This is a genomic window from Paraburkholderia tagetis, assembly GCF_022213065.1.
Lineage (GTDB): Bacteria > Pseudomonadota > Gammaproteobacteria > Burkholderiales > Burkholderiaceae > Paraburkholderia > Paraburkholderia tagetis.
Genome location: NZ_JAKLJA010000022.1, coordinates 1 through 26,302, shown reverse-complemented (window position 1 = coordinate 26,302; position 26,302 = coordinate 1). Strand labels below are relative to the sequence as shown.

The window sequence follows — 26,302 nt, the reverse complement described above, 5'->3', positions numbered from 1 at the left end:
GCATATCCGGCCAGATTCTCAGCGTGTGCCGCAGTCTATATCGAGCGTCATCGCGTTCAGATAAGCGTTTTCGATCACATGCTGGACCAGCGCGGCGAACTCCGGCGCCTTACCCATGCGTCGCGGGAACAGCATCATGTTGACAATGGCTTCCGAGACCTTCGGGGGCATGCCGGACGACATGCCCGACTCGAACAGCCCGGGTGCGATGGAAACCACACGGATGCCGTAATCGGCCAGGTCGCGCGCGACCGGCAACGTCATGCCGATGACGCCGGCCTTGCTGGCGCTATAGGCCGCCTGCCCCATCTGCCCTTGCCTGGCCGCGCCCGACGCCGTATTGATGATCACGCCGCGCTCGCCCGTTTCTTCCGGCTCGTTCGCCGCCATGGCGAGCGCGGCGTGGCGCAGCACATTGAACGTGCCGGTGAGATTGACGCCAAGCACGCGATTCCAGAGTTCGGTGGGAAACAACTCGCCCTTCGAGAGGGTCTTGCACGGGCCGAGGATCCCGGCACAGTTCACCGCGACGTGCAAGCGCCCGTGCTGCTGCACGACACGTTCGACGCCGGCCCGCACACTGGCCTCGTTGGATACGTCCACGGCGATGCCTTCCATGCCGGGGCCAAGTGCTTCGTCGAGTCGCGCCTGATCGAGGTCGAAGCCGACCACTTTCGCACCCGCCGCGGCGAGCGCCTTGCAGGTGGCGAGACCAAGTCCGGAAGCGGCGCCGGTCACGATGGCAACCTTGTCTTGCAGATTCATGTTTCGTTATCCGTTGATTAAGGGTTACTAAATAATTGGTCTGGATCGGCGCGTAACCGGCTTCACGGGATCAGCCAGCGCGGCCGCTCAGACGGCGCGCCACTGGCCTTCCCAGTACTTGCCGCGAATCTCGCGCTTGAGCACCTTGCCGACCGCGCTGCGCGGCAGCTCTTCCCAGAATTCGATGCTCTTGGGCGTCTTCACGCTGCCGAGCTCGCGCTTGCACAGGGCTTCGAGGGATTCGGCGTCCACCTTCGCGCCGGCTTTGAGTTGGACGATGGCCTTGACCGACTCGCCCCATTTTTCGTCCGGCACGCCGATAACGGCACAGTCGAGCACGGCAGGATGCGAATTGATCACGGCCTCGATCTCGCCCGGAAAGACGTTGAAGCCGCCGCTCACGATCATGTCCTTCTTGCGGTCGACGATCGTGATGAAGCCGCGTTCGTCCTTGATGCCGATGTCCGTCGTGTGGTGCCAGCCAAACCGCGAGACTTCCGCCGTCGCCTCGGGATTCTTGTAATAGCCGAGCATCACGGTCGCGGAGCGGACCACGATTTCGCCGCGCTCGCCGGGGCCGAGAATCCTGCCGTCGTCATCCATGATTTCGACGCATGCGAACTGGGCGGCCTTGCCGGCCGAGCGTAACGCGGCTTCGTCGAAGCTGCCGTTCTCGCACAGATAGTCCGTCGGCACCTTGGCGACCACGGGAAAGCCGCATTCGCTCTGTCCATATACTTCGTGGATCACGGCGCCGAAGCGGCGCACGGCTTCCTTGAGCTTCTCGGGCGCGATAGGCGCTGCGCCGACCGCCAGACAGCGCAGCGACGCAAGGTCGGCGTCGGCCAGCGCCGGGTCGCTCAGCAGCGCGTAGACGATCGTGGGCGGCAGGAACAGGTGGGTGACGCGCTCTTCGGCGATCGTGCGCAGCACGGTCTTCACGTCGAAGCCGGGCAGGACCACCGTGCAGCCGCCACGCACGGCGGCGGCCAGCGTCAGCATGCACGCCGCGTGCGTCAGCGGCGCCACGGCAAGCACGCGCGAATTCTGGTCGATGTTCAGGGTGGAAAAGACGGAGATCAGCCCCATCTCGAGCGACCGGTTGCTGTGCAGCGCGCCCTTGGACGGTCCGGTCGTGCCGCCGGTGGGCTGGAGCATCGCTGGGCGTTCGGGATCCTCGGCGGGCGCGATGAAGCGCGTGTGCGCGCTGGCACGCCAGGTATCCAGGGCTTCGCCGTGCACCGACGCGCGGTCGATGCAGATGAAGCGGCAAGCGGCAGGCAAACCCGCCTTCAGCGTCGGCACAATGGCTTCATAGGCGCTGTGAAAGAACACGAGCGCGCAATCCGCGAAGTTGAGCACTGCGGCGTTGGTTTCCACCGTATTGCGCGTGTGGACCGAAACCCATGCCATGTCGGCCCGGTTGATGGCGATCTGCAGCAGGCTGATGCGGTAGTCGTTGGGCGCGTAGATGGCGGCGTGCGCACCGGGCGCGATCGTCCTGTCGTTGACGAGCGCGGTTGCGACCGAATGGACGAACCGCTGCGCCTCGGTGAACGTGACGCGTGCCGGGCCGTCGACGAAGGCGACACGGTCGGGGTTGCGGGACACCGCGCAATCGAAATAGTCCGCGAGGCGCACTTGAGTCTCCTTCCAATGGCGTAGCGACGCGCGCCACGCTTTCGTTAGTATGCTACGCGGGCCGGCGGGGGCTGCCGCCGCCGCGCCGGCCCGGTTTCGCCTCAGCGGCCGAGGATCGTGATGCAGGCGACCGCTTCTTCCACGCCGTACAGTCCGCCGCCGTTCTCGGCCACGGCGATGCGGGCGTTATCGACCTGGCGGGCGCCGGCCTCGCCGCGCAGCTGGGTCACCAATTCGTGAACCTGCGCAAGACCCGTCGCACCGACCGGGTGGCCCTTCGATTCGAGGCCGCCGGACGGATTCACCGGAATGCGCCCGCCGATCGTCGTGTCGCCGCGCTCGGAGAGCATGCCGCCCGCGCCGAATTCGCAGAAGCCGAGGTTTTCGATCTGGACGATCTCGCCCATTGCCGTCGCGTCGTGTACTTCGGCCACCGAAACGTCCTTCGGGCCCACCGCGGCGAGTTCATAGGCGAGCCGCGCGGCGCGCACGGTCACGTGCTGTTCAATATCGTCCGGCGCGCGGTCGGTGCCGGTCTGGATGACCGAAGCCAGCACGCGGATCGCGCGCTTCGGGTCGATGCCAAGGCGCTTGAGCGCGTCGCCCGTGCAGAGGATGGCGGCGGCTGCGCCGTCCGAGACCGGCGAGCACATCGGCACGGTGAACGGGTAGGTGATCGGCGGGGCCGCGAGAATCTCGTCGATCGTGTAGGCGTTGCGGTACTGCGAAAGCGGGTTGTGGACCGAGTGCTGGTGATTCTTGGCGGAGACGGCCGCGATCTGGCGCTGGGTCGTGCCGAAGCGCTTCATGTGCGCGCGCGAGAACGCCGCGTAGACGTCCATGAAGACGCTGTACGGACGCGGCGAGGTCGTGCCTGGCGGAATCTCGAGCCCCTCGCCGATCTTGCGCAGCTCGGCGAAGATCGCCTCGGAGCGCGAGACGTCGAGCGCGCTGTCGAACACCGAGAACATGCGCGCGCGGTCTTCCGCGAACATCTTTTCCGCGCCGATCGCGAGCGCGACTTCGCCCGCGCCCGCGCGCAGGTGATTGACGGCGAGCACGAAAGCGCTGCTGCCGCTCGCACAGGCGTTCTCCACGTTGACGACCGGCACGCCGCCGATGCTCATGTCGCGCAGCGCGATCTCGCCGCGGATCATCTGCTGGCCTTCCATGTGTCCTTGCGACGTGTTGCCGAAAAAGGCCGCGTCGATGACTTCCTTCGCGATGCCGGCGTCCTTCAGTGCCGCCTCGGTGGCGACGCGAGTCAGCGATTTCATGCTCTGGTCGAGCAGGCGGCCAAACGGCGTCATGCCGACGCCAACCACATAAATGTCTTTCATTAGGTTTGTCCTGATGTAATTTTCGATTCCGCGACCGGATTGACACATAGATTACTCACGAGTAAAAAATGTGTCTATAGAGAAAGCTGTGACGTTTACCCCAGGGTTTCCGGGTGAGTTGCCGGCGCGAGGATCCCTTCGTTGTGCTGTCCGATCCCCGGCACGCCGGCGGCAGGCCCCGGATGCTCGCCGCCGTCGAAGACGAGCGGCTGTGCGACGTACCACGATGTCTTGCCGTTGTATTCCGCGACCTGGCGGAACATGCCGCGCTCGCGGAAGTGGGCGTCCTGCACGACTTCCACGAGGCTGTTCACCGGGCCCCAGGCAACGCCGGCCGTATCCAGCATGGGGCCCCACTCGTCGCGGGGCCGCTTGAGCAAGGCGGCGGCGATCAGCGGTTTGAGCTCGCCCTCTCGCGCCGTGCGTTCGGGGCCCTTGATGGGCGCAAGCTCCCGCAGCCCGAGCAACTCGCACAGCGGCGCCCAGAACCAGTCTTCGTGCGTGATCGAGAGCGTGAGCAGGCGGTCGTCCGCGCAGCGGAACACGCCGTAGGCGGGCTGGCCGTTGATGTGCGCCATGCCAAGCTCACCGCCGTTCATGACCGGGGCGAGGAACACGCTCATCCACGAGACGAGGCCATCCGTCATCGAGACGTCCACGTACTTGCCGCGGCCCGTGGCGGCCCGCTCGACCAGCGCCGCAAGGCAGCCGGCCACGGCGAACATCGCGGAGGAGAGGTCGCCGATAGCCAGTTCCGGCGACGCCTCGATCTGGCCCGTCTGCGCCTGGCGGTAGAGCAGGCCGGCGATGGCCTGGTACGAGAGGTCGTGGGCCGGGCGGTCGCGGTACGGGCCGGTCTGGCCGAAGCCGGAGATCGAGACGTAGACCGTGCGCGGATTGATCTTCGCCACGTCGTCATGGCCGAACCCGAGGCGCGCCATGGTGCCCGGGCGGAAGCCCTCCATGAACACGTCCGCCGACTCGATGAGCCGGCGCAGCGCTGCGCGGTCCGCCTCGCTCTTCAGATCGAGCGCCACCGCGCGCTTGCCGCGGTTCAGGGCCGCGTGGAAGTCGGGCAACTGGCGCGCGGGGTCCCCGCCGTTGGGGCGCTCGACAATGATGACGTCGGCCCCCAGATCGGCGAGAACGAGGGTCGCGTAAGGTCCCGGATATTGTTCGGCCAGCGTGATGACGCGGATGCCTTTGAGCGGCAGGCTCATGGTGTCTCCTTTCGGATTGGAATGGCGGGCGCTTTTCGAGCGCAGGGTGAACGGGGTAGGGTCCGACCGTATGGTCGCATATTTCTACTTATGAGTTAATATTAATTCTTAGAAGTTAATCTTGTATCTGAGTGGGCGACGAATCAGCCTCGTGGCTGGAGGAGCAGGCATGGAAGAGAAGGGCGTCATCACCGAAGTGCGCAACGGCGCGATGTGGATCACCTTGAACAGGCCGGAGGCCATGAACGCGATTTCGCCGGAGGTGGTCGCGGGCGTGGATCGCGCGCTCGACGAAGCCCTGTCACGTGACGACGCGCGCGTGGTCGTGCTGACGGGGGCTGGGCGGGCTTTCTGCGCGGGCGCGGACCTGAAGTTCGTGCGCGGCGAGACGACCAGCGGGGAATCGAACTCCGCGCGGTTCCTCGGTGCGTTGCTGGCGTTGCTGAACCGTCTCGAACGGTTCCCGCGTCCGGTGATTGCCGCCGTGAATGGGCTTGCCCTGGCGGGCGGCCTCGAACTCGTACTCTGTTGCGACCTGGTGCTTGCCGCGCAATCGGCCCGCTTCGGCGACGCGCACGCGAATTTCGGACTCCTGCCGGGTGGCGGCGGCTCGGTTCGGCTGCCGCGCAAGATCGGCGCCGCGCGCGCGAAATACCTCATGTTTACAGGCGAATTCGTCTCGGCGGCGGCCATGGAATCCGCTGGCCTCGTGAATCAGGTGGTGGAAGACGGGCTGTTGGCCGGAGCAGTGGACCAACTGGTCGCGAAGATCGCGGTGAAGAGTCCGCTTGGCGTGAGCCGCATGAAGGCGCTCGTGAACGATGGGCTCGAGCAGCCGGTGGAAGTCGCGCTGCGCCAGGAACTGGTCATGGTCGCGCTTCACGAGCGCAGCGAGGACCTTGCCGAAGGCCTTGCCGCGTTCCAGGAAAAGCGGGCGCCGCGCTTCACCGGGCGCTGATTGCATAACAAGGAGGAAACCATGAGGCGAAATGCGTTTGCCATGACCGGTACCGCGTTCTGCGCGATGTCGTTTGCCATCGGGCTGGGCGGTTGCCAGGGCGTCACCCAGCCGGCCGCAACCCCGGAGCCCTCGGCGCTCGCTCAGCAACCGGCGCACGCGGTGTCCGACGAGGACATCACGGATGCCTGGTTCTACCTGCTCGGCCGGCTGGCCGTGCTGCGGCAGCAACAGCTCGACTTCGAGCGCGACGGCTTCCATTGGAACGAGATCGTGCATCGCAAGCCGGGTGGCGTGGAGTGGGCGAACCCGAATCTCGACGTCGTCTATTCGGAAGCCTGGATCTCGGTCGACGAAAAAAACTGCGTGCTGCTCGACTTGCCGCGCATCGAGGGGCGTTACTACACCTGGCAAATGCTGGACGGGTGGGGCGAAACGATCCTCAACATCAACGAGCGAACCTTCCCGCAGCATCCCTACGGCCGCTACGCGCTGTGCCTGAGAGGCAGCCATGTCGACATTCCCGCCGACGCACTGCGCGTCGATCTCCCGGTTCGCACGGTGCGGGCGCTGGCGCGTATCGAGATGGGCGAGCACCCGGAAAAGGCCGTGCATCTTCAGCACGAGATCAAGCTGACGCCGATCGGCGCAGTCAATCCCGAGCCCCTGGTTCGCGTGCCACTCTTTAGCAATGCGAAGTTGCCGCGAGCGCAGGCATTCGATTTCGCACCGGCGATTCTCGTCGGTGCGCCGGACGGCAACCCGGGGATGGACGAGGTGCGTCGCAAGGTGCAGGCCGTGACGGCGCTCGTGCAGTCCGGCGAGGCCGGCCGGCAGCGCGTCGACGACGTTATCGGCCGGGTTGCGCTGCCCATGTTCGCGCAGCGCCTCCGCACGCTCGGGCCGGTCGGCAACGGCTGGATCCGGTCCGCTGCGGTCGGCACATACGGCAGCGATTACGTTCGCCGCAGCATTATCGATCTCGTCGGCATCTGGGCCAATACCGCCGCCGAGGTGATCTATTTCGGCAGGACGCATCTGGACGGCGGGAAAACCTACCTCCAGACCTTCCCGAAGGGCGCGTTGCCCCAGAGCACGGTCCACTACTTCTGGTCGGTCGCGGCCGTTGACGCTGTTCAGTACAAGGTCATGCCTAACCCGCTCGGCCGGTATGTGCTCAACCGCGAGGCCAACCCGCAAGCCAATCCGGACGGCTCGCTGACACTGGCGTTCGGGCCGCACAAGCCAGATGGCGTGCCCGAGTCGAACTGGCTGCCGACACTGGCCGGCGAGCATTACGCGCTCACCTACCGGTTGTATGGCGCATTACCCACGGCAACGGGGGCACCCTACTATCCGCCACCGCTCGTCGACACTGTGCGTCAGTAAAAGGCCCAATGCTGCTGGCGCGCTCACTGGACAAGGCAGGCGAATCGCGTCGGGCAACGGGGCGCCGCCGCCGCTGGTGAGCGCCAGGTAGCGGCCAGTAGCGACCAGGTAGCGACCAGTAGCGACCTGGAAGTTGCCGTGCAGTGAGGCGGGCCGTCCGGGCGGGGGCGCTTGCGCCCCCGTTGCGGATCACCGCGCGGGCGTCAGAATCTGCGCGAACCGATTGTCGAGGCCGGCTGGGTCCGCCGCGAGGCCTCTTGTCATGAACTGGACGAGCGTTTGCGCGAGTTCCTCGGGGCTGTGTTCGCCGTCACGCCGGAACCATTGTGGAATCCAGTTGAAGGCGCCCATCAGCCATGCGACGGCAAGCTTGGGTTCGCAGGGCGCGATGGAACCGTCCTTGATACCTTCCTGGATGAGCTCGCGCACACGCAGGTCGAATGCGCGTCGCCGTTTGCGGACGATCTCCTGATGCTCGGGCAGCAGGTCGTCCAGCAGCGACACGAACACGCTGAGCACCGCATCATCCGTCACCAGCAAGATGAAACGGCTGATGACCAGCGCGATTTTTTCGAGCCCCGTTGTTCCTCGGCTGGCTTCGGCAAGCGCGATGTCGCCAAGATCGAGCGCGACGCTCTGCGTTTCGAACAGCAGTTCGCGCTTGCCCTTGACGTAGTAGTACAGCGCCGCCTTCGTAATGTTGAGCCGTTCCGCGACATCGTCCAGGGAGACGTTGTGGAAGCCCTTTTCCTTGAAGGCACGGCTGGCCTCGCGGATGAGCGCCGTTTTCTTGAGCTTCTGGAGATCCTCGCGCGATGGCAGTGCATCTTTCCAGCGCGCGGTCGACTCCTTCGGCTTGCGGGCAGCGCGGGGTTTGGGGGCGGTCGCGGTCATGGTTAGTTGGGTAAGGGTTGAGTATATCGATGTTACCACGTAGTCGATCGTTTGACGGGGCGTGGCCTGGCCGACGGCCGGTGCTGACGGCTGGTGGCATCCGCTTGCGTCATTCATGGGGTGATATCCGGCTCTGGGGCCGGTCGTTGCCTTGCCGCAGCGGTTGACACCACAAAATTAACTCTATGGATTTTTGATTAACTCATGAGTAGAATCTGGGTGACTCGAGCGTATATCGGACGGCGTGCGCGACGAGAGCGAGACATGACCGGCCAGCCGCAGTGACTGGCCGACCACCCATAAAGTTTGGAGACGAATATGGCAGACGCATCGAGCGCTTTTTTGACTGAGCAGCAAATCCTGATTCGCGATTCGGCGCGGCGCGTGGCCGCCGAAGTGATCGCCCCGACGGCCGCCGAACGCGATCGCACGTCGGCCTGGCCGCATGCCGAACTCAAGGCGCTCGCGGACCTCGGCTTTCTCGGCATGCTGGTGCCGGAGGAATACGGCGGCGCCGGTGCGAGTGTCAGCGACTTCTGCCTGGCCCAGTATGAGTTCGCGGGTGCGGATGCCGGTCTCGCGACGATCCTTCACGTTCACAACTTCGCGGCGTTGTGCATCGCCGTGCACGGCACGGAGGAGCAGAAGCGCCGCTACCTGCCGGCCATGGCGCGCGGCGAATCGATCGGCGCCTTCCTGCTGTCCGAGCCACAGGCGGGGTCCGATACGGCTGCGCTACGCGCCACGGGCCGCCGCGCCGGCGACCACTATGTGCTCGACGGCGCAAAGCAGTTCATCTCGAACGGCAATGAAGCCGGCGTCGGCCTCGCTTTCGTGGTGACGGACAAGACCGCGGGCAAGCGTGGCGCGAGCATGTTCATCATCGACCCGAAAGAGCCGGGCTATGCCGTGACCCGCGTGGAAAGCAAGATGGGCCAGCACACGGCGCACACGGCGCAGATCGCGCTCGAAGGCTATCGCGTGCCCGCGCAGAACATCCTCGGCAAGGAAGGCGACGGCTATCGCCTCGTCATGGGCGGACTCTCGGATGGCCGTATCGGCATCGCCTTCATCGCGGCGGGCGTGGCGCGCGCCGCGCTGAACGCGGCCGTCGCCTATGCGAAGGAGCGCGAGGCCTACGGCAAGCCGATTGCCGAGCTTCAGGCCGTGAGCTTCGATCTCGCCGACATGGCCGTGCAGGTCGAAATCGCGTACCAGTACGCGCTGCATGCCGCGCGCCTGTGCGACGCAGGCATCGAGTGCGTGAAGGAGGCGTCGATCGCCAAGCTGTATGCAAGCGAGATCGCTGAAAAGGTGTGCTCGGACGCCATCCAGATTCACGGCGGCTACGGGTACCTGAGCGATTTCCCGGTCGAGCGTTATGCGCGCGACGTGCGCGTGTGCAAGATCTACGAGGGCACGAGCCACATCCAGAAGCTCATCATCGCGCGCAGCCTTTGATGAGCAGGATCGTCTAGCCTTCGGCCGCGCGCTTTTCAACGTCTCGTGGAACAGGTTGAGAGCATGACGGCACACATCAATCTATCAGGAGTGCATCACAATGAGTCGAAACGTCTATGTCACCGGCATCGGCATGATTCCCTTCACCAAGCCAGGCGCTTGCGAACCGTATCCGCAGATGGGCGCGCGGGCCGCGCGTCTCGCGCTAAAGGACGCGGGTCTCGCCTATGAGCAGATCCAGCAGTGCTATGCGGGTTTCGTCTACGGCGATTCGACCGCCGGGCAGCGCGCCATCTATGAGGTGGGCATGACGGGTATTCCCGTCATCAACGTCAACAACAACTGCTCGACGGGTTCCACCGCGCTGTATCTGGCCCGCCAGGCCGTGGCCAGCGGCGAAGCCGAATGCGTGCTGGCCCTCGGCTTTGAGCAGATGAACCCGGGCGCGCTTGGCACCTGGTTCAAGGACCGTCCCTCGCCGTTCGACCGTATCGATGCCCTCACCGACGAACTGATGGGCGCCAGTGACATTCCGCCTGCTCTGCGATATTTCGGCGGCGCTGGGCTCGCGCATATGAAGCAGTACGGGACGAAGCTCTCGACCTTCGCCAGGATTCGCGCCAAGGCGAGCCGGCACGCTGCGCGCAACCCGCTAGCGGTGTTCCGCAACGTCGTGACAGAGGACGACGTCATGGCTGCGCCGATGGTCTGGGAAGGCGTGATGACCAAACTGATGGCCTGCCCGCCGACGAGCGGTGCGGCGGCGGCGGTCGTGTGCTCGGAAGACTTCACGAAGCGCCACGGTCTGAACCGCCTGGTGCGCATCGCGGCCCAGGCGATGGCCACCGATTTCGCCGCCACTTTCGAGGCCCGCGACATGCGCGAGATTGCGGGCGTCGGCATGACGAAGGCGGCGGCTCGCCAGGTCTACGAAGCGGCCGGCGTCTCGCCACAGGACATCGATGTGGTCGAGCTGCACGACTGCTTCGCGCACAACGAACTGCTGACCTACGAGGGGCTTGGCCTGTGCCCGGAAGGCGGCGCCGAAAAGTTCGTGCTCGACGGCGATAACACCTACGGCGGCAAGTACGTGACGAACCCGTCGGGCGGGCTGCTTTCGAAGGGCCATCCGCTCGGGGCGACCGGCCTTGCCCAGTGCGTCGAGCTGGTGCAGCACCTGCGCGGCACGGCCCAGGATCGCCAGGTGGAAGGCGCGCGCCTTGCGCTCCAGCACAACGTGGGCCTTGGCGGCGCCTGCGTGGTGACCCTCTACGAACGCGTCTGATTTGTCGGACTGCGAATCACTCAATCCATTCAGGAGATGGTCCGATGGACCTTCAACCCGATGCGGGCTTGACCGCATTCCGCGAGGAGGTGCGCGCTTTCCTGCGCACGCATCTGCCGGCCGAACTGGCCGGCTCGCAACATGGCGTGCGTTCGCCACGCGCCGCGCTCGTGCGTTGGCAAGGCATCCTCAACAAGCACGGCTGGGGCGCGCCTTACTGGGAAAAGGAGCATGGCGGCACCGGCTGGACGCCGCAACAGCGGCTCGCATTCGACGAGGAGTGCGCGGTTGCGGGCACGCCGAGCCAGGACGTCTTTGGGCAGCGTCTGCTCGGGCCGGTCCTGAATCACTTCGCCACGCCGGAGCAGAAGGCCGAACACCTGCCGCATATCTTTGCCGGTACGCGCCTGTGGTGCCAGGGCTTCTCCGAGCCGGGCTCGGGTTCTGACCTCGCTTCGCTGCGCACGCAGGCGGTGCGCGATGGCGATCACTACGTCGTCAACGGCCAGAAAATCTGGACGAGCTACGCGCACCAGGCGGACTGGATCTTCCTGCTCGTGCGCACCGACGCCTCGGTCAAGAAGCAGGCCGGCATCAGCTTCCTGCTGGTCGACATGAAGACGCCCGGCATCACGGTGCGCCCGATCGTGTCGATCGATGGCTGTCATCACCTGAACGAAACGTTCTTCGACGACGTGCGCGTGCCGGTGGCCAACTGCGTGGGGGGCGAGGGCGCGGGCTGGAACGTCACGAAGTTCCTGCTCAACAACGAACACGCCGCGACGGCCGACCTGCCAACCCTGGTCCGTTTCCAGCGGCAACTGCGCGCGCTTGCGGCTACGCTGCGCGCCAATGGCGAACCGCTCGTGCGCCAACCGGCGTTCGCCCTGCGTCTCGCGCGCCTGGAGGCCGAGCTGCAAGCCGTTTCGATGATGGTGCAACGGGTTGCCGTGCTGGAGCAGGACCATCGTCCCACGGCTCATGTGATGGGGTCGATGTTGAAGATACGCGGCACGGAACTGCAGCAGAAGATGAGCGAGTTCCTTGTCGAGGCGCTCGGCGACTACGGTGCGATTGCCTATCCGGAATCGCATGCGGACGAGGGCGATGCGTGGCCGGTTCCCGGTGCGGGCATGGGGCCCGGCATCGCCAGTGAAATGTTCTTCCGCCGCGCGTCGACGATCTACGGCGGCACCAGCGAGGTCCAGCGCGGCATTATCGCCAAGCTGATGTTCGAACTCTGAGCGGGACGCAACCATGAACTTCAATCTGAATTCCGAGCAGCAGATGCTGCAGGACAGTGTGCGCCGCTTCGTGACGAAAGCGTGCAGCTTCGAAAACCGGATGGCGCAGATCAAGGCAGGGCCGTCGGCCAGCGCGCGCAACTGGCGGGCGTTCGCGGAGAACGGCTGGCTGGCGGCGGCGCTGCCCGAATCGTATGGCGGCCTGGGCGGCACGGTGGTCGACAATGTCCTGATCGGCATGGAGCTGGGGCGGGGACTCGTGAGCGATCCGTTCGTCGGGTTGGGCGTGCTCGCTGCCCAGACGCTGGCCGCGTGCGCGACCGATGCGCAGAAGGAAGCCCTGCTGCCGCGTCTTGCCGAAGGGACGCTGCGCATCGCGCTCGCCTGCAGCGAGCCCGATGCGCGTGGTAATCCCGCGCGCGTGAAGACGAAAGCCGTACCCCATGCGGGCGGCTATGCGCTGCACGGCCACAAGACGCTGGTCGTGGGTGCGCCGGCGGCCGACATGCTGCTGGTGTCCGCACGCATTGACGGCGCGGGGGGCGATGCGGGCCGCGTCACACTGTTCCTCGTCGAAGCCGGCAGTGCAGGGCTCACGCAGCGGGCGCTGCCGTTGCACGATGGCACTTGGGCCGCGGACGTGTTGCTCGACGGCGTACAAGTGAGTGCCGACGCGCGCGTCGGCTACGGAGGCGATGGCCTGCCGGCGCTGCGCCTCGGGCTGGCTCATGCCGTTGCCGCGCAGAGCGCCGAGCTGATCGGGGCCATGGAGGCGGCCATCGAGGCGACTTCGGGCTATCTGAAAGTGCGAAAACAGTTCGGTGTGCAGATCGGCAGCTTCCAGGCGCTCCAGCACCGCATGGCCGATATGGCGGCGGAAATGGAACTCGCGCGCTCGATGCTGTTCGCGCTGCTCGCGGCGTTCGAAGGCGGTGATGAAACCGCGCTGCAGTACACAGCGTCCGCGTGCAAGGCCTTTGTCTGCCGCGCCGCGAAGAATGTGTGCGGGCAAGCAATTCAGCTGCATGGCGGCATCGGCATGACCGAGGAATATGCCATCGGCCACTACTTCAAGCGGGCCGTGGTGGCGGATCTCGTCTTCGGCAGCAGCGACCAGCATGAAGCGGCCTGCGCGGCCGCGCTCGAACGCGCATTGACCTGAATATCAAGGAACGTCTGATGAAAGTTTATGAAACGCCCGATGCGTTGAAGCCGTTGAAGGGGGAAACCATCGGCACGAGCGACTGGCTGCTGATCGACCAGGCGCGCGTGAATCTGTTCGCGGATGCGACCGACGATCACCAATGGATCCACGTCGATGTGGAGCGCGCCAAAAGCGGCCCGTTCGGTACGCCCATCGCGCACGGCTTCCTGACACTGAGCCTGATGCCGGGACTCATCGCCTCGGCTTTCGAGGTCCGCGGCACATCGGCGGGCGTGAACTACGGGCTGGACAAGGTTCGTTTTCCGGCGCCAGTACGGGTTGGCAACCGCATTCGCGGCCGGTTCCGGCTGCTCGAATGGGACGCGATCGGCAACGGCGCCGTGCACGCCGTACAGGTCAAGATCGAGATGACGATCGAGCGCGAGGGGGCAACGAAGCCCGCGTGCGTGGCCGAGCCGATTCTGCGCTTCTTCCGCTAATTCCCTTCGACATCGAAACACTGACGCTGAGGAGCAGGACATGAGTATTCGTTTTGACGGCAAAGTCGCCATTGTGACGGGAGCCGGTGACGGATTGGGGCGCGAGCACGCGCTGGCCTTCGCGGCACGCGGCGCGCAGGTCGTGGTTAACGACTTCGGGGGCGGGCGCGACGGCAGCGGCGGGACGTCGGAAGCGGCGCTGGCCGTGGTTGAGGAGATTCGCGCGGCGGGAGGCACGGCGATTGCCAATGGCGCGGACGTGGCCGACTTTGCGCAGGTGGAGGCGATGGCCGCGCAGACGATCGATGCGTTTGGCCGTATCGACATTCTCGTGAACAATGCGGGCATTCTGCGCGACAAGAGCTTTGCGAAAATGGATGTGGCCGATTTTCGCGCCGTGCTCGACGTGCACCTGATGGGCTCGATGCATTGCACGAAGGCGGTATGGGAGACGATGCGCGCGCAGAAGTATGGTCGCATCGTGATGACGACCTCGGCGGCCGGACTCTACGGCAATTTCGGCCAGGCGAACTACGGCGCGGCGAAAATGGCGCTCGTCGGGCTGATGAATGTGCTGCATCAGGAAGGCATCAAGAACAACGTCAAGGTCAACACGATTGCGCCTATCGCGGCCACACGCATGACTGCGGAGCTGCTGCCCGAGGCGGCGCTGCAAGCCATTCGGCCCGAACGCGTGACGCCCGCCGTGCTCTTCCTGTGCAGCGAGGATGCGCCTTCGCGTGTCGTGCTGTCCGCGGGCGGAGGCTCGTTTGCGGCGGCGACGGTGGTTGAAACCGCTCCGTGCCATATCGCCGATAGTGACCTGAACCCGGAAGCGATTGCGGGCCGCTTCGCGGAAATCTCCAACTGGAGCACCGCTTCGGCCTATGGTGAGGCGGGGCAGGAAGTGGGGCGTTTTATAGAAACCGCGCTCAAATTCGCGCGTGCCTGAGCTTTACGCGGTTGAATACGGCTCGTTTGTGAACGAGCCGCGCTGCATTACGCTTTGACGCGCCAGCATGCTCCGGCAGATATCGCACCGGACGGCACCCGCGCCTCGTTGGAATTTGCTTGCACAGGCAACGTTAGTGATTCTGGCAGCGCCCCTGCGAATCCCGCTCCCGAAACCATGGAAGAGCGGGTTTTGTCGCGTGCGGGCTTACCCCCATCGTGTGCTTACCATTTGATCTGGGCATTCATGGTGCCGGTCTGAACGATTTCGAATTTCATCTCGCCCCGGTAGGTCCCTTCGACACGGTATTCCGCGTCCGGCATGGAAAACAGGCAATGCGGTCCCGATGCGACGAACTCCATCAGCACGCGGCCATGCCGCCTCACTTTTACGGAAACGTCGGCCAAGGGCGCACCGCCCGAGGAAGAGACGAACGTCACGCCAAGATTGAACGGGTGCTGAGGATCCGGCGATGTTACGTGAGCGTCGATATTCGTGTTTCCACAGACGTAATAGAGCATTTGCTGCGGCGCGGCTGGCGAGGTCGTTCGAGGCGTGGCCGCAGTAGCCGCAGTGGCCGCAGCGGAGGTGGGCGAAGCGGTTGGTGCAGCGGGTGCCGATGGAGTTGCCGGAGCCATTGGCGTGGTGGATTGCGCGCTTTGCGTTCCGACTGGTCTGGCGATCTGTGCCCAGGCAGATACTGAACATGCACTGGCGATGAGCAAGACGCCCGCGGGCACAAGCAGACCTCGTTGCATCAATGTCCCCATGTTTATCTCCCTCTTTTGATGTGCAACTAGCATAGGAACGGCGAGAGCGAAAAGCAACTGTTCACGGTTTGTCAGTAATTTGTTCCCATGTATGTGTTCCCACGTTTTCCGGACTGAGAAAAAAAGCCCGAGTTCATGCAGGATAGTTGTGTTAACTAAATGAAGAAGATCATGCACTTGTAACTGGTTGAAACGCGCCAATGAATTGCTCATGAGCGTGAGCTAGAGTGTTGTCATGTACCGCAGGGTTCTGTGGCAGGTGAAGTGCGCGCACGCAACGAGCGGGCGCGAAACATTGAAATACGTCTGCAACGCTTCGATGTCTTATCCGGTGTGTCGATGCCGGTAGTGCCCTTCTCAGGCAATGGCAAGAACGCCGTAAACCGGCTGTTCCAGTTCTGCCGATCCGCGAGCGCACCGTAGCGCTCGATAGTCCAGGATGTGCTGACCAATTCTTCGCTGCTCGCGAGCGAAGAGCAGACCGGCTGTGATTGGAACCTGATTGCAGATTTGATTGAGTTCGCAATAAAAATCGCTTCACCGATCAGATGAATGACGAGTGAGGGACGCTCGCCTGCTATGGGGCGAGCGATGCTGGGGGCGACCCTTGCTGCGTGTTGACAGGTCCGCCCATTGACCGCCGTTCAGACCACTTCGGTCGCGTGAACGGCATTGCTTGGGGGAGGTTGCGGAGAGGTGATATTCGTACGCGGAAAGCGGTACGGCTCTTGCGACTGCTCCGCGTGGTGGTAATCAACGACAACGTACTGCAAGGGGAATAAGAAAATGGACGAGAACAAACGTTTGTACACGTCGCCTCGCCGGCGTCCTCTAAGTGCATGTGCACCGGCGGCGGTCATGCTTTTGTCAGCCTATGCAGTCCTCGAAAGCAAGAATGGTTTCGCGCAAGAAGCCAACACGGCAAAGCCCGTGGTTTTCATGGTCGCGCTTGCCGATAACACGAGCAGTGATCCCGTTGCTCACCCCGTGATGACCGATGCTGGGGGAAGTACCGTCTATGCCGTCCTGGCGTCGGCGGACGTGCCTCAAAGCACAGTGAGCGACGTGGCTGGCGTTGCGGTCACTGAGCCTTCCGGGCGCGCTGCGGCGGCGCCCGTTGCGACGCTGGCCCAGGCGCCTTCGTCGCCGGCGCCGGAACCCGTCGTGTCGCCGAAGACCGAGCCGACGATTGCTCCAGCGGCCGCACCCCCACCCACCTCCGCATCTTCGCCCGCGCAACAAGCGCAGGGAAGCGGTCCCACGCAGCCGGCACCGGGAACCGCGCCTGTTACGCCGGAAATGCAATTGCCCACTACCGGCAATGGTCCGCAGGCTGGTGAAGATCTGCGCCATCAGATCTTTGGCCTTGCAACGAGCGGCGGCGCCAATCGCGCGCTCGAGGAAGCGAAGAAGCGACCCGATATGTTTTCGGCGGTCGATCTCGCCGAGATCGAAGAACTCGCCATCCGGCAGGAAGTGCGGGGCGGCCGCTCCAAGGTCCGCGCGATGAGCAGCGTGGACCGCTTCGACGCGCTCGATGGTGCCATTCGTCATGCGGAAGAATTCGACAAGCGTTTGCCGAATACGCCCGAGTACGCGCAAGTGCGCACGTCGCTCGCGGGTGATCGCACCGTTGCGTACGCAGCGCGCGGGCGCATGGAGGATGCCGTCGCCGTGTTCGAGACCATTCCGCCGAATGCCGAGGTATCGGCCGAAGCCCTCGCGTCGGTGGGCGATGCTTATTCCTATCTCCAGCAACCGGCGAAGTCGGAGGTGGTTTATCGACGCGCCGTGCAACAGACGCTCGCGAAGCCCAGCGACGCGGCAACGCTCGGATACCAGTACGGTTCGCACACGCGTCTGATCGATTTGCGCGAAGGCCTTTTCTACGCGCTAACCGACCAGAACAAATATGCGCAGGCGCATCAGGTGCTCGAGGACATTCGCGGCTCGCTGCCGCCGACCAAGAATCTTGCTCCGACCGATCCCGCTAACGACGACTACCTGCGCTATTACCGTTTGTTCGCGCAGTATCAGATTTTCATTGGCCAGACGAATGAGGGCATGGCGGGATTGCAGCGGCTCGAAGAGCAGGTGCCGTTCAGCGCCGAAGTGCGCGACGCGCAGGCGGACGCGACGCTCGGCCTGGGCCACACGCGGAGTGCACGCGACATGTATGTCGCCACCTTGACCGATCACCCCGACAACGTCGAGGCGATGGCTGGCCTCGGCCGCGCATCGCTTGCGCTGGAAGACTATGCCAACGCGCACCGGATCAATACCGCGTTCGACAATACGTTCCCCGAGAACGGCTCCGTGCGCAACTTCCAGCGCGACTATAAGGCGTACCGTGCACCGGTCCTGACGGTCGAAGTTAACGGCGAGCATGGTGCCTCGAAGCTGGCGGACACCCAGTTCAGCATCGACACGACCCTGTATTCACCGCCGATTTTCGACAACTGGCGCGTATTTGCTCATACGTTTTATGGTCATGCGGTTACGGACATCGGCACTGTCAACCGTACCCGCACCGGTGTGGGGGGCGACTATCGCAGCGGTTCGCTGAACGTGACCGGCGAGGTCACGCGTTCAATGGGCGGCGACGGAAGAACGGGCGGCAACGGCGAAGTTTCGTATGCGTTCAACGATTATTTGTCGGCCAGCGTTGGGGTCGACAGTGACAGCAACTCGCTGCCAATGAAGGCCTACCTCAACCACATTTGGGGAAAGACCGCTCAGGCGAGTATTAATTTCAACGATGGCGACCGGCGTTCCGCATCACTGTCCTACACTGCCGCGCGCTACAGCGATTCGAACTTCAATCAGGAGATTGCGTTGAGCGGGACGCAGCGTGTATTCACCGCCGCGAATCAACTGGTGAATGTTTCGCTGAATCTCGGCACCAGCAGCAACACGATAAACAATGCGGCGTATTACGCGCCTGCGCGCGATTACGCCGCGGAAGTGGTCGCCATGCATCAATGGGCGATCTGGCGCAGCGGGGAGAAGTCCCTGGTGCAGCGCGTCTATCTGACCGCGGGCGCGTATAACGAGCGCGGCTTTGGTACGAGCCCGGAGCTTGGGGCTCGCATCGAACACAACTGGACATTCAGCCACGACGTCACACTCAGGTATGGTTTTGGCGTGCTCAGCCATGCCTACGACGGTTCACGCGAATTTTCAGAGCTTGCTTACGCCACGCTCACGGTTCCGTTCTGACTTTGAAATCCGAGAGGAGGGAGGCGGGCGATGCAATCTCGTCGACGTTTTATTTGTAGCTGTATGGGTGCGATGGCAGGCTGTTCGCTGTTTCCGTCCCTCGCGCCAGCAAAGCTGATCGACATCCTCCCGCCGGCCGACCCGGCCGATGGCAAGACCTTTCGCGTGATCTGTTTTCACGATGTGCGCGACAACCTGCGTGCGGAATTCACCGGGAACAACGTGATGGACCCATACGCGGTCGATACCGGCACGTTGACAGCGATTTTTTCGTGGCTCGATACGAACCGCTACAACCCGGTGACATTCAGTGCAATCGTGGCGTCGCGCAACGGCGGCAAGCCGTTGCCGCCGCGCGCCGTACTGCTGACTTTCGACGATGGCTTCAGGAGTCACCACGACAAGGTGTTGCCGCTGCTCAAGCAGTTCAAGTATCCGGCTGTCATGGGCATCGTGACGTCGTGGATCGATGCGCCCGTCAACTCGGGCATTCGACTGTCGAATACCGTCGTCGTGCCGCGCAATACGTTCATGTCGTGGGACGACGTGCGCAATGTGGCCTCGTCGGGGCTCGTCGAATTGGCGTGTCACACGCACGACCTGCATCACGGTGCGCTCGCCAATCCGCAGGGCAATGAATTGCCGGCGGCAACCTCGCATCTGTACCTGAAAGATCAGCAGCGTTATGAGACCGACGCCGAATTCGAGTCGCGCGTGCGTAACGACCTGGGCAATTGCATGAATCAGGTGAAGCAGCAGACGGGCGTGTCGATTCGCGCGATGGTGTGGCCCTACGGGGCGCAGAACCTCACGGTGCGCACTGTTTCCTCGCGCCTTGGCATGCCCACCCAATTCACGCTCGAGTCCGGCCCGAATACACCGGACATTCCACTCGACCGGCTGCGCCGCATTCTCGCGACATACGACATCAACGTGGGCGATTTCGAGCGCTCGGTGCGCGAGCCCGCTCAAAACCGCGGCCAGATCAATCCGGTGGAGCGCGCCGTGGTGGTTTCGCTAGACGATGTCTATGATCCTTCGCCCGACGTGCAGGAAAAGAAACTCGGTGGGCTGATCGAGCGGATGTATCAATTGAAGCCGAGCTCGGTGTACCTGCAAGCCTACTCCGACCCTTCGCGCTCGGGGCTCGCGCGGGCATTGTATTTCCCGAACCGGCATTTGCCGATGCGCTCCGATTTGTTCTGCCGCGCGGCGTGGCAGTTGAACACGCGCGCGCATGTGGAAGTTTATGCGTGGATGCCAGTGCTTGCATTCGCAGTGCCGGACAAGCTCAACGGGCGCGTCGAGTTCGTCACGGCGGCCAATGGCGCTACTGCGCCGCCCGGCGCGTCCGGTGTGCGGCGGCTCAGCCCCTTCGATCCGGCTGCGCGTAATTACATCCGCGAACTGTATGAGGACCTCGGCAAATACTCCGCCTTCAACGGCGTGCTGTTCGGCGAGGACGCGACGCTCAGCGATTTCGAGGACGATGGGCGCTATGCCCGCCAGACCTATGCGAGCTGGAACTTGCCAGGCAGTGTTGAGCAAATTCGTGCCAATCCGGAAATGCTGAAGCGCTGGAGTACCCGTAAAACCCGCTATTTGCTTGACTTCACGAAGGAGATTCGTCAGGTCGTGCTCGACAGCCAGAACAGCGACGAAGTGCTGACCGTGCGCACGATCTTTCCCGATGCCGTACTCGACCCCGACAACGAGTCGCGCTATGCGCAAAACTATCCGACCTTTGTGAGCGCATACGACTTCGTTGGGCTGCTCGCCTTGCCGTCGCGGCAGGGCATCACGTCCGTGGATAGCTGGCTCGACAAGCTCGGCCGCGTGGTGCAGGCCGTGCCGGATGGACCGCGCCGAACGGTCTTTCTGCTCGAAGCAACTGATTCGCGCACGGGCGACAGCGTGCCGAGCACACGCCTTGTCGACCAGATGCGCCATTTGCGCGGGGTGGGAATGGTGAGCTACGGGTACTACCCCGACAACTTCGCTCACGATTTGCCGAGCGTGGTCGCATTACGTGACGTCATGTCGACGCGTCAGCGTCTCGATCCCACATCGATCAATGCGCTGCTCCATAGCGCCCCAGGCGGAGGAGTGCGGCAATGATGCATCTCGTGATCAACCGGCTGCAGGACTTTATTTTCTTCTACCCGTTCTTCATGTCGTATTTGTGGATGATCGGGGGAACGGTCCACTTTCTCGCGCTGGAGCACGGCCGCTCCCGCTCGCCCAGCGCATTGAGAATGTCGGGGATGCCGAAGGTCGCCGTCATCGTGCCGTGCTTCAACGAAGAGTCGAATGCGCGTCGCGTGTTTCAGCATCTGGCGACGCTCAAGTATCCCAACTACGAAATCATCGCAGTCAACGACGGCAGCCGTGATCGCACCGGCGAGGTCCTGAACCAGCTCGCCACCGAAATTGCGCACCTGACCGTGATCCATCATTCGAAGAACGAGGGCAAGGCGATTGGCTTGACCACTGCCGCGGCGCTTACTAACGCGCCCTACCTCATGTGCATCGACGGCGATTCGCTTCTTGGCGACGACGCGATCGAATGGATGCTGGAGCACTTTATTTCCGACCAGAACGTGGGCGCGGTGACGGGCAACCCGCGCATCCGCACGCGCACGTCGCTGCTTGGGCGCATGCAGGTAGGCGAGTTTTCGTCGATCGTCGGACTAATCAAGCGCACGCAGCAAGTTTATGGGCGCATCTTCACGGTCTCCGGCGTGATCACGATGTTTCGCAAGAGCGCGCTCGCCGATGTCGGCTACTGGAGCTCGGACATGCTGACCGAGGATATCGACATCAGCTGGAAACTCCAGTGCAACGACTGGCGCGTCGCCTACGAGCCGCATGCGCTGAGCTGGATCCTCATGCCGGAGACGGTCAAGGGCTTGTACAAGCAGCGCCTGCGTTGGGCCAAGGGCGGGATTCAGGTTTTGTTCAGGTACGCGGGAAGACTCCTGTTCGGGCCGCGCGTGATGATGTGGCCACTCTTCATCGAGTACGCGCTCGGCATCGCATGGGCCTATTCGATGGCGTTCATTTTGCTGCTCGCGCTGCTCAACGCGTTCTACACCTTGCCGCCAGACTGGCACGTCTCCCTGCTGCCGCACTGGCACGGCATGTTGCTGGTGGCGACCTGCGTATTGCAGATCATCGTTGGATGCGTGATCGATCGGCGCTACGACGAGAAGCTGCTGCTCTACGTGATGGACACCGTTTGGTATCCGCTTGCTTTCTGGCTGATCAACATGATCACCACTGTTGTCGCGCTGCCGGTCATCGTCTTCGGGCGCCGCGGCAAGCGTGCAGTCTGGACTAGCCCTGATCGAGGTATTCAGCATGAACAACACGCCCGTCATTGACCTCTCCCTTCGCGCTCCGCAACAGATCATCTCCGACCAGGGCATCGCTCGCGGTGTCCTGCTGGTGCTGTGGTTCAGGCTGCTGCGGCCAGCCTGCGTCGGTTCGATGTGGGCGGGCATCACGATCTACGCGTACCGGTATCTGCTGCCGTTCGAGCAGGGCGACCTTTCGTGGCCCGAACTGGTGTCGTATTTCGCGGCGATTGGCGCCATCGCTTCAGTCTTGACGATGTGGATGATTCTCGCGCGCGTGGCTCACCCGTTTGCTTCGAAGTCGCGTACCCAGCGTCTGCTGCGCCGCAAGGCGGGGCTTACGGTCGAGCCGGGGCCATTCACCGGCGCAACCTCGCGCGACCTGAACGCGGTAGCGCGGGTGTTCGTGGCCTCGCACGATGCCAATGGACTCATCGCGGCGCTGCGCGTGCTGTCCGTGACAGGGCCCGATACAAACGGTGCGGGCGAGCGCCAGCCCGCCAGTGGCGGTGCATACGGCAATGCGAAACAGCCGGAGTATTCACCTCCGGTCGATTCGTCCCGCCGGCCGCCGCGGCATTGAGTCGACGGACTCTCGCTATTCCACAGCGAAACGGACGAAACGGACGTCGACATGGATCGCACAATCGAGCGCGCCGGGCACGGTCGCCGTTGCCGCTGCCGTTGCTGGTTCAACTGGCTGGCGGCGCTTGGGCTTGCCTTTCCGGCCGCCGCCTGGCCGACGTCGGGCGGTAGCGCTGACGCGCAGGTGCTCGGCGCGTGGCGTGCGCCGGCGGGCGCGGTCGTCGCCGTGCCCGCGCCCGGTCTTGGCGATGAGCGGCGCTTCATGCACGGCATCGGCCGGGCCAGCGCCGGGGGCGACAAGAGCTGGGTCTTCTTCAGCAGCTCGGGTCTGCCGCCGCGCGGAGCGACTCGTGACGGTAGCTGGCCGCACGACGTTTATGTCGGCGAATGGTCGCCAGCACATCGGCGCGTCGACAACGTTCATGTTTTCATCAGCAAGCCCGAAGCGCAGGAACCTGTGTCCATCGCGCAAAACACGCAGGGCAATATCTTTGTCAGCTTCGAGGACGGCTGGAATACGCCGAACGAAGTCAGCCAGCGCTACGGTGTCTATCGTTCGAACCTGTCGCCCGTCAAGCCCTATCCGAACGATGTCGAATCGGGCGGCCATTCCGGCCACGTAGCGGCGGTCGGCGAGCGCTTTGTCGTGTTCTATTCGGAAGACTGGGTGGAGGGCGGCGGCGTCGACAACCTTGGAACCGGCAAGGGCGTGTATGTGAAGGTCTACAACGGCTCGGGCAAGTTGCTGCGCCACGAGAACGTGGCGGCGCATGTGCGGGAGTGGTGGCCGATGATTGCAGGCTCGCCAACGCGGGCGCTCCTCGTATGGCAGAAATACATTCCCGGTGAGCTTGTCGCGCAACTGCAATTCGCTGTGTACGACCCGGTGAACGGCAAGCTCGTGCGGCCGAAGGACGGCTTCAATGTTTTCCGTGTGCAGTACTACACCTATGCCGCGGCCTGGGTGCCGGCGGTGAATCGCTTCGTTATCGAGGCAACGCTGGAGGACGGGCGTTCTTCGATATTGCTGATCGACGAGGAGGGGCGCATCACGGCGAAACTCGGATGTCTGCCCGCTTCGGTGCGCGAAGCGGGCATCGCGGTGAACGATAACGTCGCGTATGTACCCACGCGCGATGGTCGCTTGATGGCGCTTGCGTTGACTGAGGACTCGATCGATTTGCGCGGCATGATGCGTGCCCCGTATGCATGGGGCAACACGGGTGCGATCGGTATTCCGGATGGTCCCGGCACGGTTCATTTTGTTTCGCTTTCGCCGGAGGGCTTGCGTGAAGCGGACTTCAACGTGCGCGACGAAGTGGCGCCTTCCGCATCGGATCGCTGCCGCCCCGAAAGCGCACAAAAACAGTCGGAAGTGTCGAACGAGTAAAGGAGGCGATCATGTGCGGAATCGTTGCGGGCGTGTCCCAGCGCAACATCGTTCCTTCGTTGCTGGAAGGGTTGAAGCGGCTCGAGTACCGGGGGTATGACTCATGTGGCGTGGCGGTGCTCCAGCGCGGCGAAGCACGCCGGGTTCGCACGCTTTCACGCGTGTGCACGCTGGAGGCCGATGCGCGTGCGGTCGATCTCGATGGTGCGACCGGCATCGCGCATACGCGTTGGGCGACACACGGCATGCCGGTGATCGACAATGCGCACCCCATCTTTTCCGGCGAGCAGATCGCGGTCGTGCATAACGGCATCATCGAGAATCACGAGCAATTGCGCGATTCGCTGCGCAAAAAAGGCTATGAGTTCACGAGTCAAACCGATACCGAAGTCATCGCGCATCTCGTTCACGAGCACTATTGCGGGGATATTCTCGCTGCTGTACACAACGCGACACAGTTGCTGCAGGGCGCGTATGCGATTGCCGTGATGTGTCGCGACGAGCCCGGACGCGTGATCGGTGCGCGGCAGGGTTCGCCGCTCGTGATCGGTATCGGAGCCGAGGGCGTTTTCCTTGCCTCGGATACGTTCGCGCTTGCGGGCTGCGCCGAACGATTCGTTTATCTCGAGGAGGGCGATCTCGTCGATATCGAAGACAAGGACGTCAAGATTATCGACAAGGCGGGACAGGCAGTTGCGCGCCGCGAGATTGCTTTCGTGCGCCATGCGTCGGATGCGGAGCTTGGGGCCTACCGCCATTTCATGCAGAAGGAAATTTTCGAGCAACCGGTGGCGGTGGCGCGCACGATCGCAACAGTCACCGACCGCGAACGGCATCAGACGGGCATGCCGAAGCCGGAAGAACTGGCCGATGTCACGAACGTGCTGCTGCTCGGCTGCGGCACCAGTCATTACGCGGCGCTGACTGCGTGCGGCTGGTTCGAGCGCTTTGCCAACGTTGCCGCGCGCGCGGAAATCTCCAGCGAATATCGCTATCGCGATTATGTCTCGCCGGGGAATACGCTGGTTATCGCGGTTTCGCAATCGGGCGAGACGGCCGATACGCTTGCGGCGCTGCGCTATACGCAGTCGATGGGCGAGGAGCGAACGCTGGCGATCTGCAATGTCGCGGCGAGTGCGATGGTCAGGCAATGCCGCTGGTCATTCATCACGGAGGCCGGCCCCGAAGTGGGCGTGGCTTCGACCAAGGCCTTCACGACCCAACTCGTCGCGCTATTTCTGCTTGCGATCCAGATAGGCAAACAGCGCGGGCACGTGAGCGAGAGCGAAGCCTCGAGCTACATGCGCCAACTCGCGGCGCTGCCGGATGCGATGCGCAATGTGCTGGCGCGCGAACCGGAAATCATGGCGTGGGCTGAAGCGCTTTATCAATCCGATCATGCGCTGTTCCTCGGGCGCGGTACTCACTATCCAATTGCATTGGAAGGCGCGCTTAAGCTCAAGGAGATTTCCTATATCCACGCGGAAGGCTACCCGGCGGGCGAACTCAAGCACGGACCGCTCGCGCTCGTGACCGACGCGATGCCTGTGATCGTGACCGCGCCCAACGACACGCTGCTGCACAAACTAAAGTCGAATATGGAGGAAGTGCGGGCAAGAGGCGGACGCCTATTCGTGCTGGCCGATTCGGACACGGGTTTGACGGTGGAGTCCGGCCTGCGCCTGATTCACATGCCGGCCTGGTTCGGGGCGCTTTCGCCGGTGCTTCATGTGGTGGCGCTGCAATTGCTGGCGTATCACGTGGCGTGCTTGCGCGGGACCGATATCGACAAGCCTCGTAACCTCGCGAAGTCGGTTACGGTGGAATAGCGCGTTCGGTTCTGCCTTGCGGCGGCGCCTGCCTGCCGTAGATGCGCCGTTACATTCCACGGTGGCTCGCTGCCATGGAGTGTGACGGCGTTTGCTATTGGGCTCGGACGAGGGTGAAATATGGCCCGAAAAGATTTTTAGAGATTTTTCGAAAAGGCGCTTGACGACTTCGAGAATGACCCGCATAATTCGCCTCCTTCGCTGATCGCTGCGAACGAAAACGAAGCGATTAAGACGAATTGCTCTTTAAAAATTTACAGCCGATAAGTGTGGGCGCTTGACGGGTTTCGTGACCTGATGATTCTTCGGGGTTATCGGGAGTAGCGAAAGTATCAAGAGTCTCACACTAAAGTAAGTCAG

The 26,302-nt window shown here is 63.3% G+C and carries 20 protein-coding genes; 14 read left to right on the top strand and 6 right to left on the bottom strand.

The genetic code is table 11. The features are described 5' to 3' along the window. Window positions 1-18: 18 nt before the first annotated feature. The 4 genes from L5014_RS22840 to L5014_RS22825 all read right to left on the bottom strand — a co-directional run bounded on the left by L5014_RS22840 (window position 19) and on the right by L5014_RS22825 (window position 4,966). Window positions 19-765 carry an SDR family NAD(P)-dependent oxidoreductase gene (locus L5014_RS22840; protein ID WP_238466021.1) on the bottom strand — a complete coding sequence of 249 codons (747 nt, stop codon included), beginning with the start codon at window positions 763-765 and terminating at the stop codon, window positions 19-21. An 87-nt stretch (window positions 766-852) separates the two neighbouring features. Next, complete coding sequence (locus L5014_RS22835) at window positions 853-2,406, bottom strand: class I adenylate-forming enzyme family protein (RefSeq protein ID WP_238466020.1); 1,554 nt, start codon at window positions 2,404-2,406, stop codon at window positions 853-855. Window positions 2,407-2,507: 101 nt separating this feature from the next. Beyond that, window positions 2,508-3,746, bottom strand: coding sequence for a thiolase family protein (locus L5014_RS22830; RefSeq protein ID WP_238466019.1), 1,239 nt, complete (start codon window positions 3,744-3,746; stop codon window positions 2,508-2,510). A 95-nt stretch (window positions 3,747-3,841) separates the two neighbouring features. Then, on the bottom strand, window positions 3,842-4,966 hold the full coding sequence (locus tag L5014_RS22825; protein WP_238466018.1) for a CaiB/BaiF CoA transferase family protein: 1,125 nt from the start codon (window positions 4,964-4,966) through the stop codon (window positions 3,842-3,844). Between the two features lie 169 nt (window positions 4,967-5,135). On the opposite strand from L5014_RS22825, the gene L5014_RS22820 reads away from it, so the two are divergent. Further along, window positions 5,136-5,924, top strand: coding sequence for an enoyl-CoA hydratase/isomerase family protein (locus L5014_RS22820; protein WP_238466017.1), 789 nt, complete (start codon window positions 5,136-5,138; stop codon window positions 5,922-5,924). 21 nt (window positions 5,925-5,945) lie between these two features. After that, window positions 5,946-7,313, top strand: a complete 1,368-nt coding sequence (locus L5014_RS22815) for a DUF1214 domain-containing protein (protein ID WP_238466016.1) — start codon at window positions 5,946-5,948, stop codon at window positions 7,311-7,313. Between the two features lie 189 nt (window positions 7,314-7,502). Here the strand turns inward: L5014_RS22815 and L5014_RS22810 are convergent, their stop codons facing one another. Continuing rightward, a complete protein-coding gene (locus L5014_RS22810) occupies window positions 7,503-8,324 on the bottom strand; it encodes a TetR/AcrR family transcriptional regulator (RefSeq protein WP_238466015.1) in 822 nt (273 codons plus the stop codon). 201 nt (window positions 8,325-8,525) lie between these two features. On the opposite strand from L5014_RS22810, the gene L5014_RS22805 reads away from it, so the two are divergent. The 6 genes from L5014_RS22805 (at window position 8,526) to L5014_RS22780 (ending at window position 14,793) form a co-directional block, all read left to right on the top strand. Then, entirely contained in the window at window positions 8,526-9,668 is a 1,143-nt protein-coding gene (locus L5014_RS22805) for an acyl-CoA dehydrogenase family protein (RefSeq protein ID WP_238466014.1), read from the top strand. A gap of 100 nt (window positions 9,669-9,768) precedes the next feature. Then, a complete protein-coding gene (locus L5014_RS22800) occupies window positions 9,769-10,953 on the top strand; it encodes a lipid-transfer protein (RefSeq protein ID WP_238466013.1) in 1,185 nt (394 codons plus the stop codon). Window positions 10,954-10,997: 44 nt separating this feature from the next. Then, on the top strand, window positions 10,998-12,197 hold the full coding sequence (locus L5014_RS22795; protein ID WP_238466012.1) for an acyl-CoA dehydrogenase: 1,200 nt from the start codon (window positions 10,998-11,000) through the stop codon (window positions 12,195-12,197). Window positions 12,198-12,210: 13 nt separating this feature from the next. Further along, the gene (locus L5014_RS22790) at window positions 12,211-13,359 is read left to right on the top strand and encodes an acyl-CoA dehydrogenase family protein (RefSeq protein ID WP_238466011.1); all 1,149 of its coding nucleotides are present in this window, start codon (window positions 12,211-12,213) and stop codon (window positions 13,357-13,359) included. A gap of 17 nt (window positions 13,360-13,376) precedes the next feature. Next, window positions 13,377-13,841, top strand: coding sequence for a MaoC family dehydratase (locus L5014_RS22785; protein ID WP_238466010.1), 465 nt, complete (start codon window positions 13,377-13,379; stop codon window positions 13,839-13,841). Window positions 13,842-13,881: 40 nt separating this feature from the next. Next, window positions 13,882-14,793 (top strand): SDR family NAD(P)-dependent oxidoreductase, encoded by a 912-nt coding sequence (locus L5014_RS22780; RefSeq protein WP_238466009.1) that lies wholly within the window; start codon window positions 13,882-13,884, stop codon window positions 14,791-14,793. 224 nt (window positions 14,794-15,017) lie between these two features. Here L5014_RS22780 and L5014_RS22775 read toward each other — a convergent pair whose 3' ends face one another. After that, the gene (locus tag L5014_RS22775; protein ID WP_238466008.1) at window positions 15,018-15,776 is read right to left on the bottom strand and encodes a hypothetical protein; all 759 of its coding nucleotides are present in this window, start codon (window positions 15,774-15,776) and stop codon (window positions 15,018-15,020) included. Window positions 15,777-16,421: 645 nt separating this feature from the next. Between L5014_RS22775 and L5014_RS22770 the strand changes: the two genes are divergently transcribed. From L5014_RS22770 to glmS, 6 genes are read left to right on the top strand one after another with little or no spacing between them, the layout of a single operon-like run. After that, window positions 16,422-18,782, top strand: a complete 2,361-nt coding sequence (locus L5014_RS22770; RefSeq protein ID WP_238466007.1) for a PgaA family protein — start codon at window positions 16,422-16,424, stop codon at window positions 18,780-18,782. 30 nt (window positions 18,783-18,812) lie between these two features. Next, window positions 18,813-20,900 (top strand): poly-beta-1,6-N-acetyl-D-glucosamine N-deacetylase PgaB, encoded by a 2,088-nt coding sequence (gene pgaB / locus L5014_RS22765; protein WP_238466006.1) that lies wholly within the window; start codon window positions 18,813-18,815, stop codon window positions 20,898-20,900. Beyond that, on the top strand, window positions 20,897-22,165 hold the full coding sequence (pgaC, locus tag L5014_RS22760) for a poly-beta-1,6-N-acetyl-D-glucosamine synthase (RefSeq protein WP_238466005.1): 1,269 nt from the start codon (window positions 20,897-20,899) through the stop codon (window positions 22,163-22,165). The genes pgaB and pgaC overlap by 4 nt, the downstream gene beginning before the upstream one ends. Then, the gene (locus tag L5014_RS22755; protein ID WP_238466004.1) at window positions 22,143-22,721 is read left to right on the top strand and encodes a Biofilm PGA synthesis auxiliary protein PgaD; all 579 of its coding nucleotides are present in this window, start codon (window positions 22,143-22,145) and stop codon (window positions 22,719-22,721) included. Before pgaC ends, L5014_RS22755 begins: the two co-directional genes overlap by 23 nt. A gap of 51 nt (window positions 22,722-22,772) precedes the next feature. Then, window positions 22,773-24,113, top strand: a complete 1,341-nt coding sequence (locus tag L5014_RS22750; RefSeq protein ID WP_238466003.1) for a hypothetical protein — start codon at window positions 22,773-22,775, stop codon at window positions 24,111-24,113. Between the two features lie 11 nt (window positions 24,114-24,124). Continuing rightward, the gene (glmS, locus tag L5014_RS22745; protein WP_238466002.1) at window positions 24,125-25,942 is read left to right on the top strand and encodes a glutamine--fructose-6-phosphate transaminase (isomerizing); all 1,818 of its coding nucleotides are present in this window, start codon (window positions 24,125-24,127) and stop codon (window positions 25,940-25,942) included. Window positions 25,943-26,302: the final 360 nt, after the last annotated feature.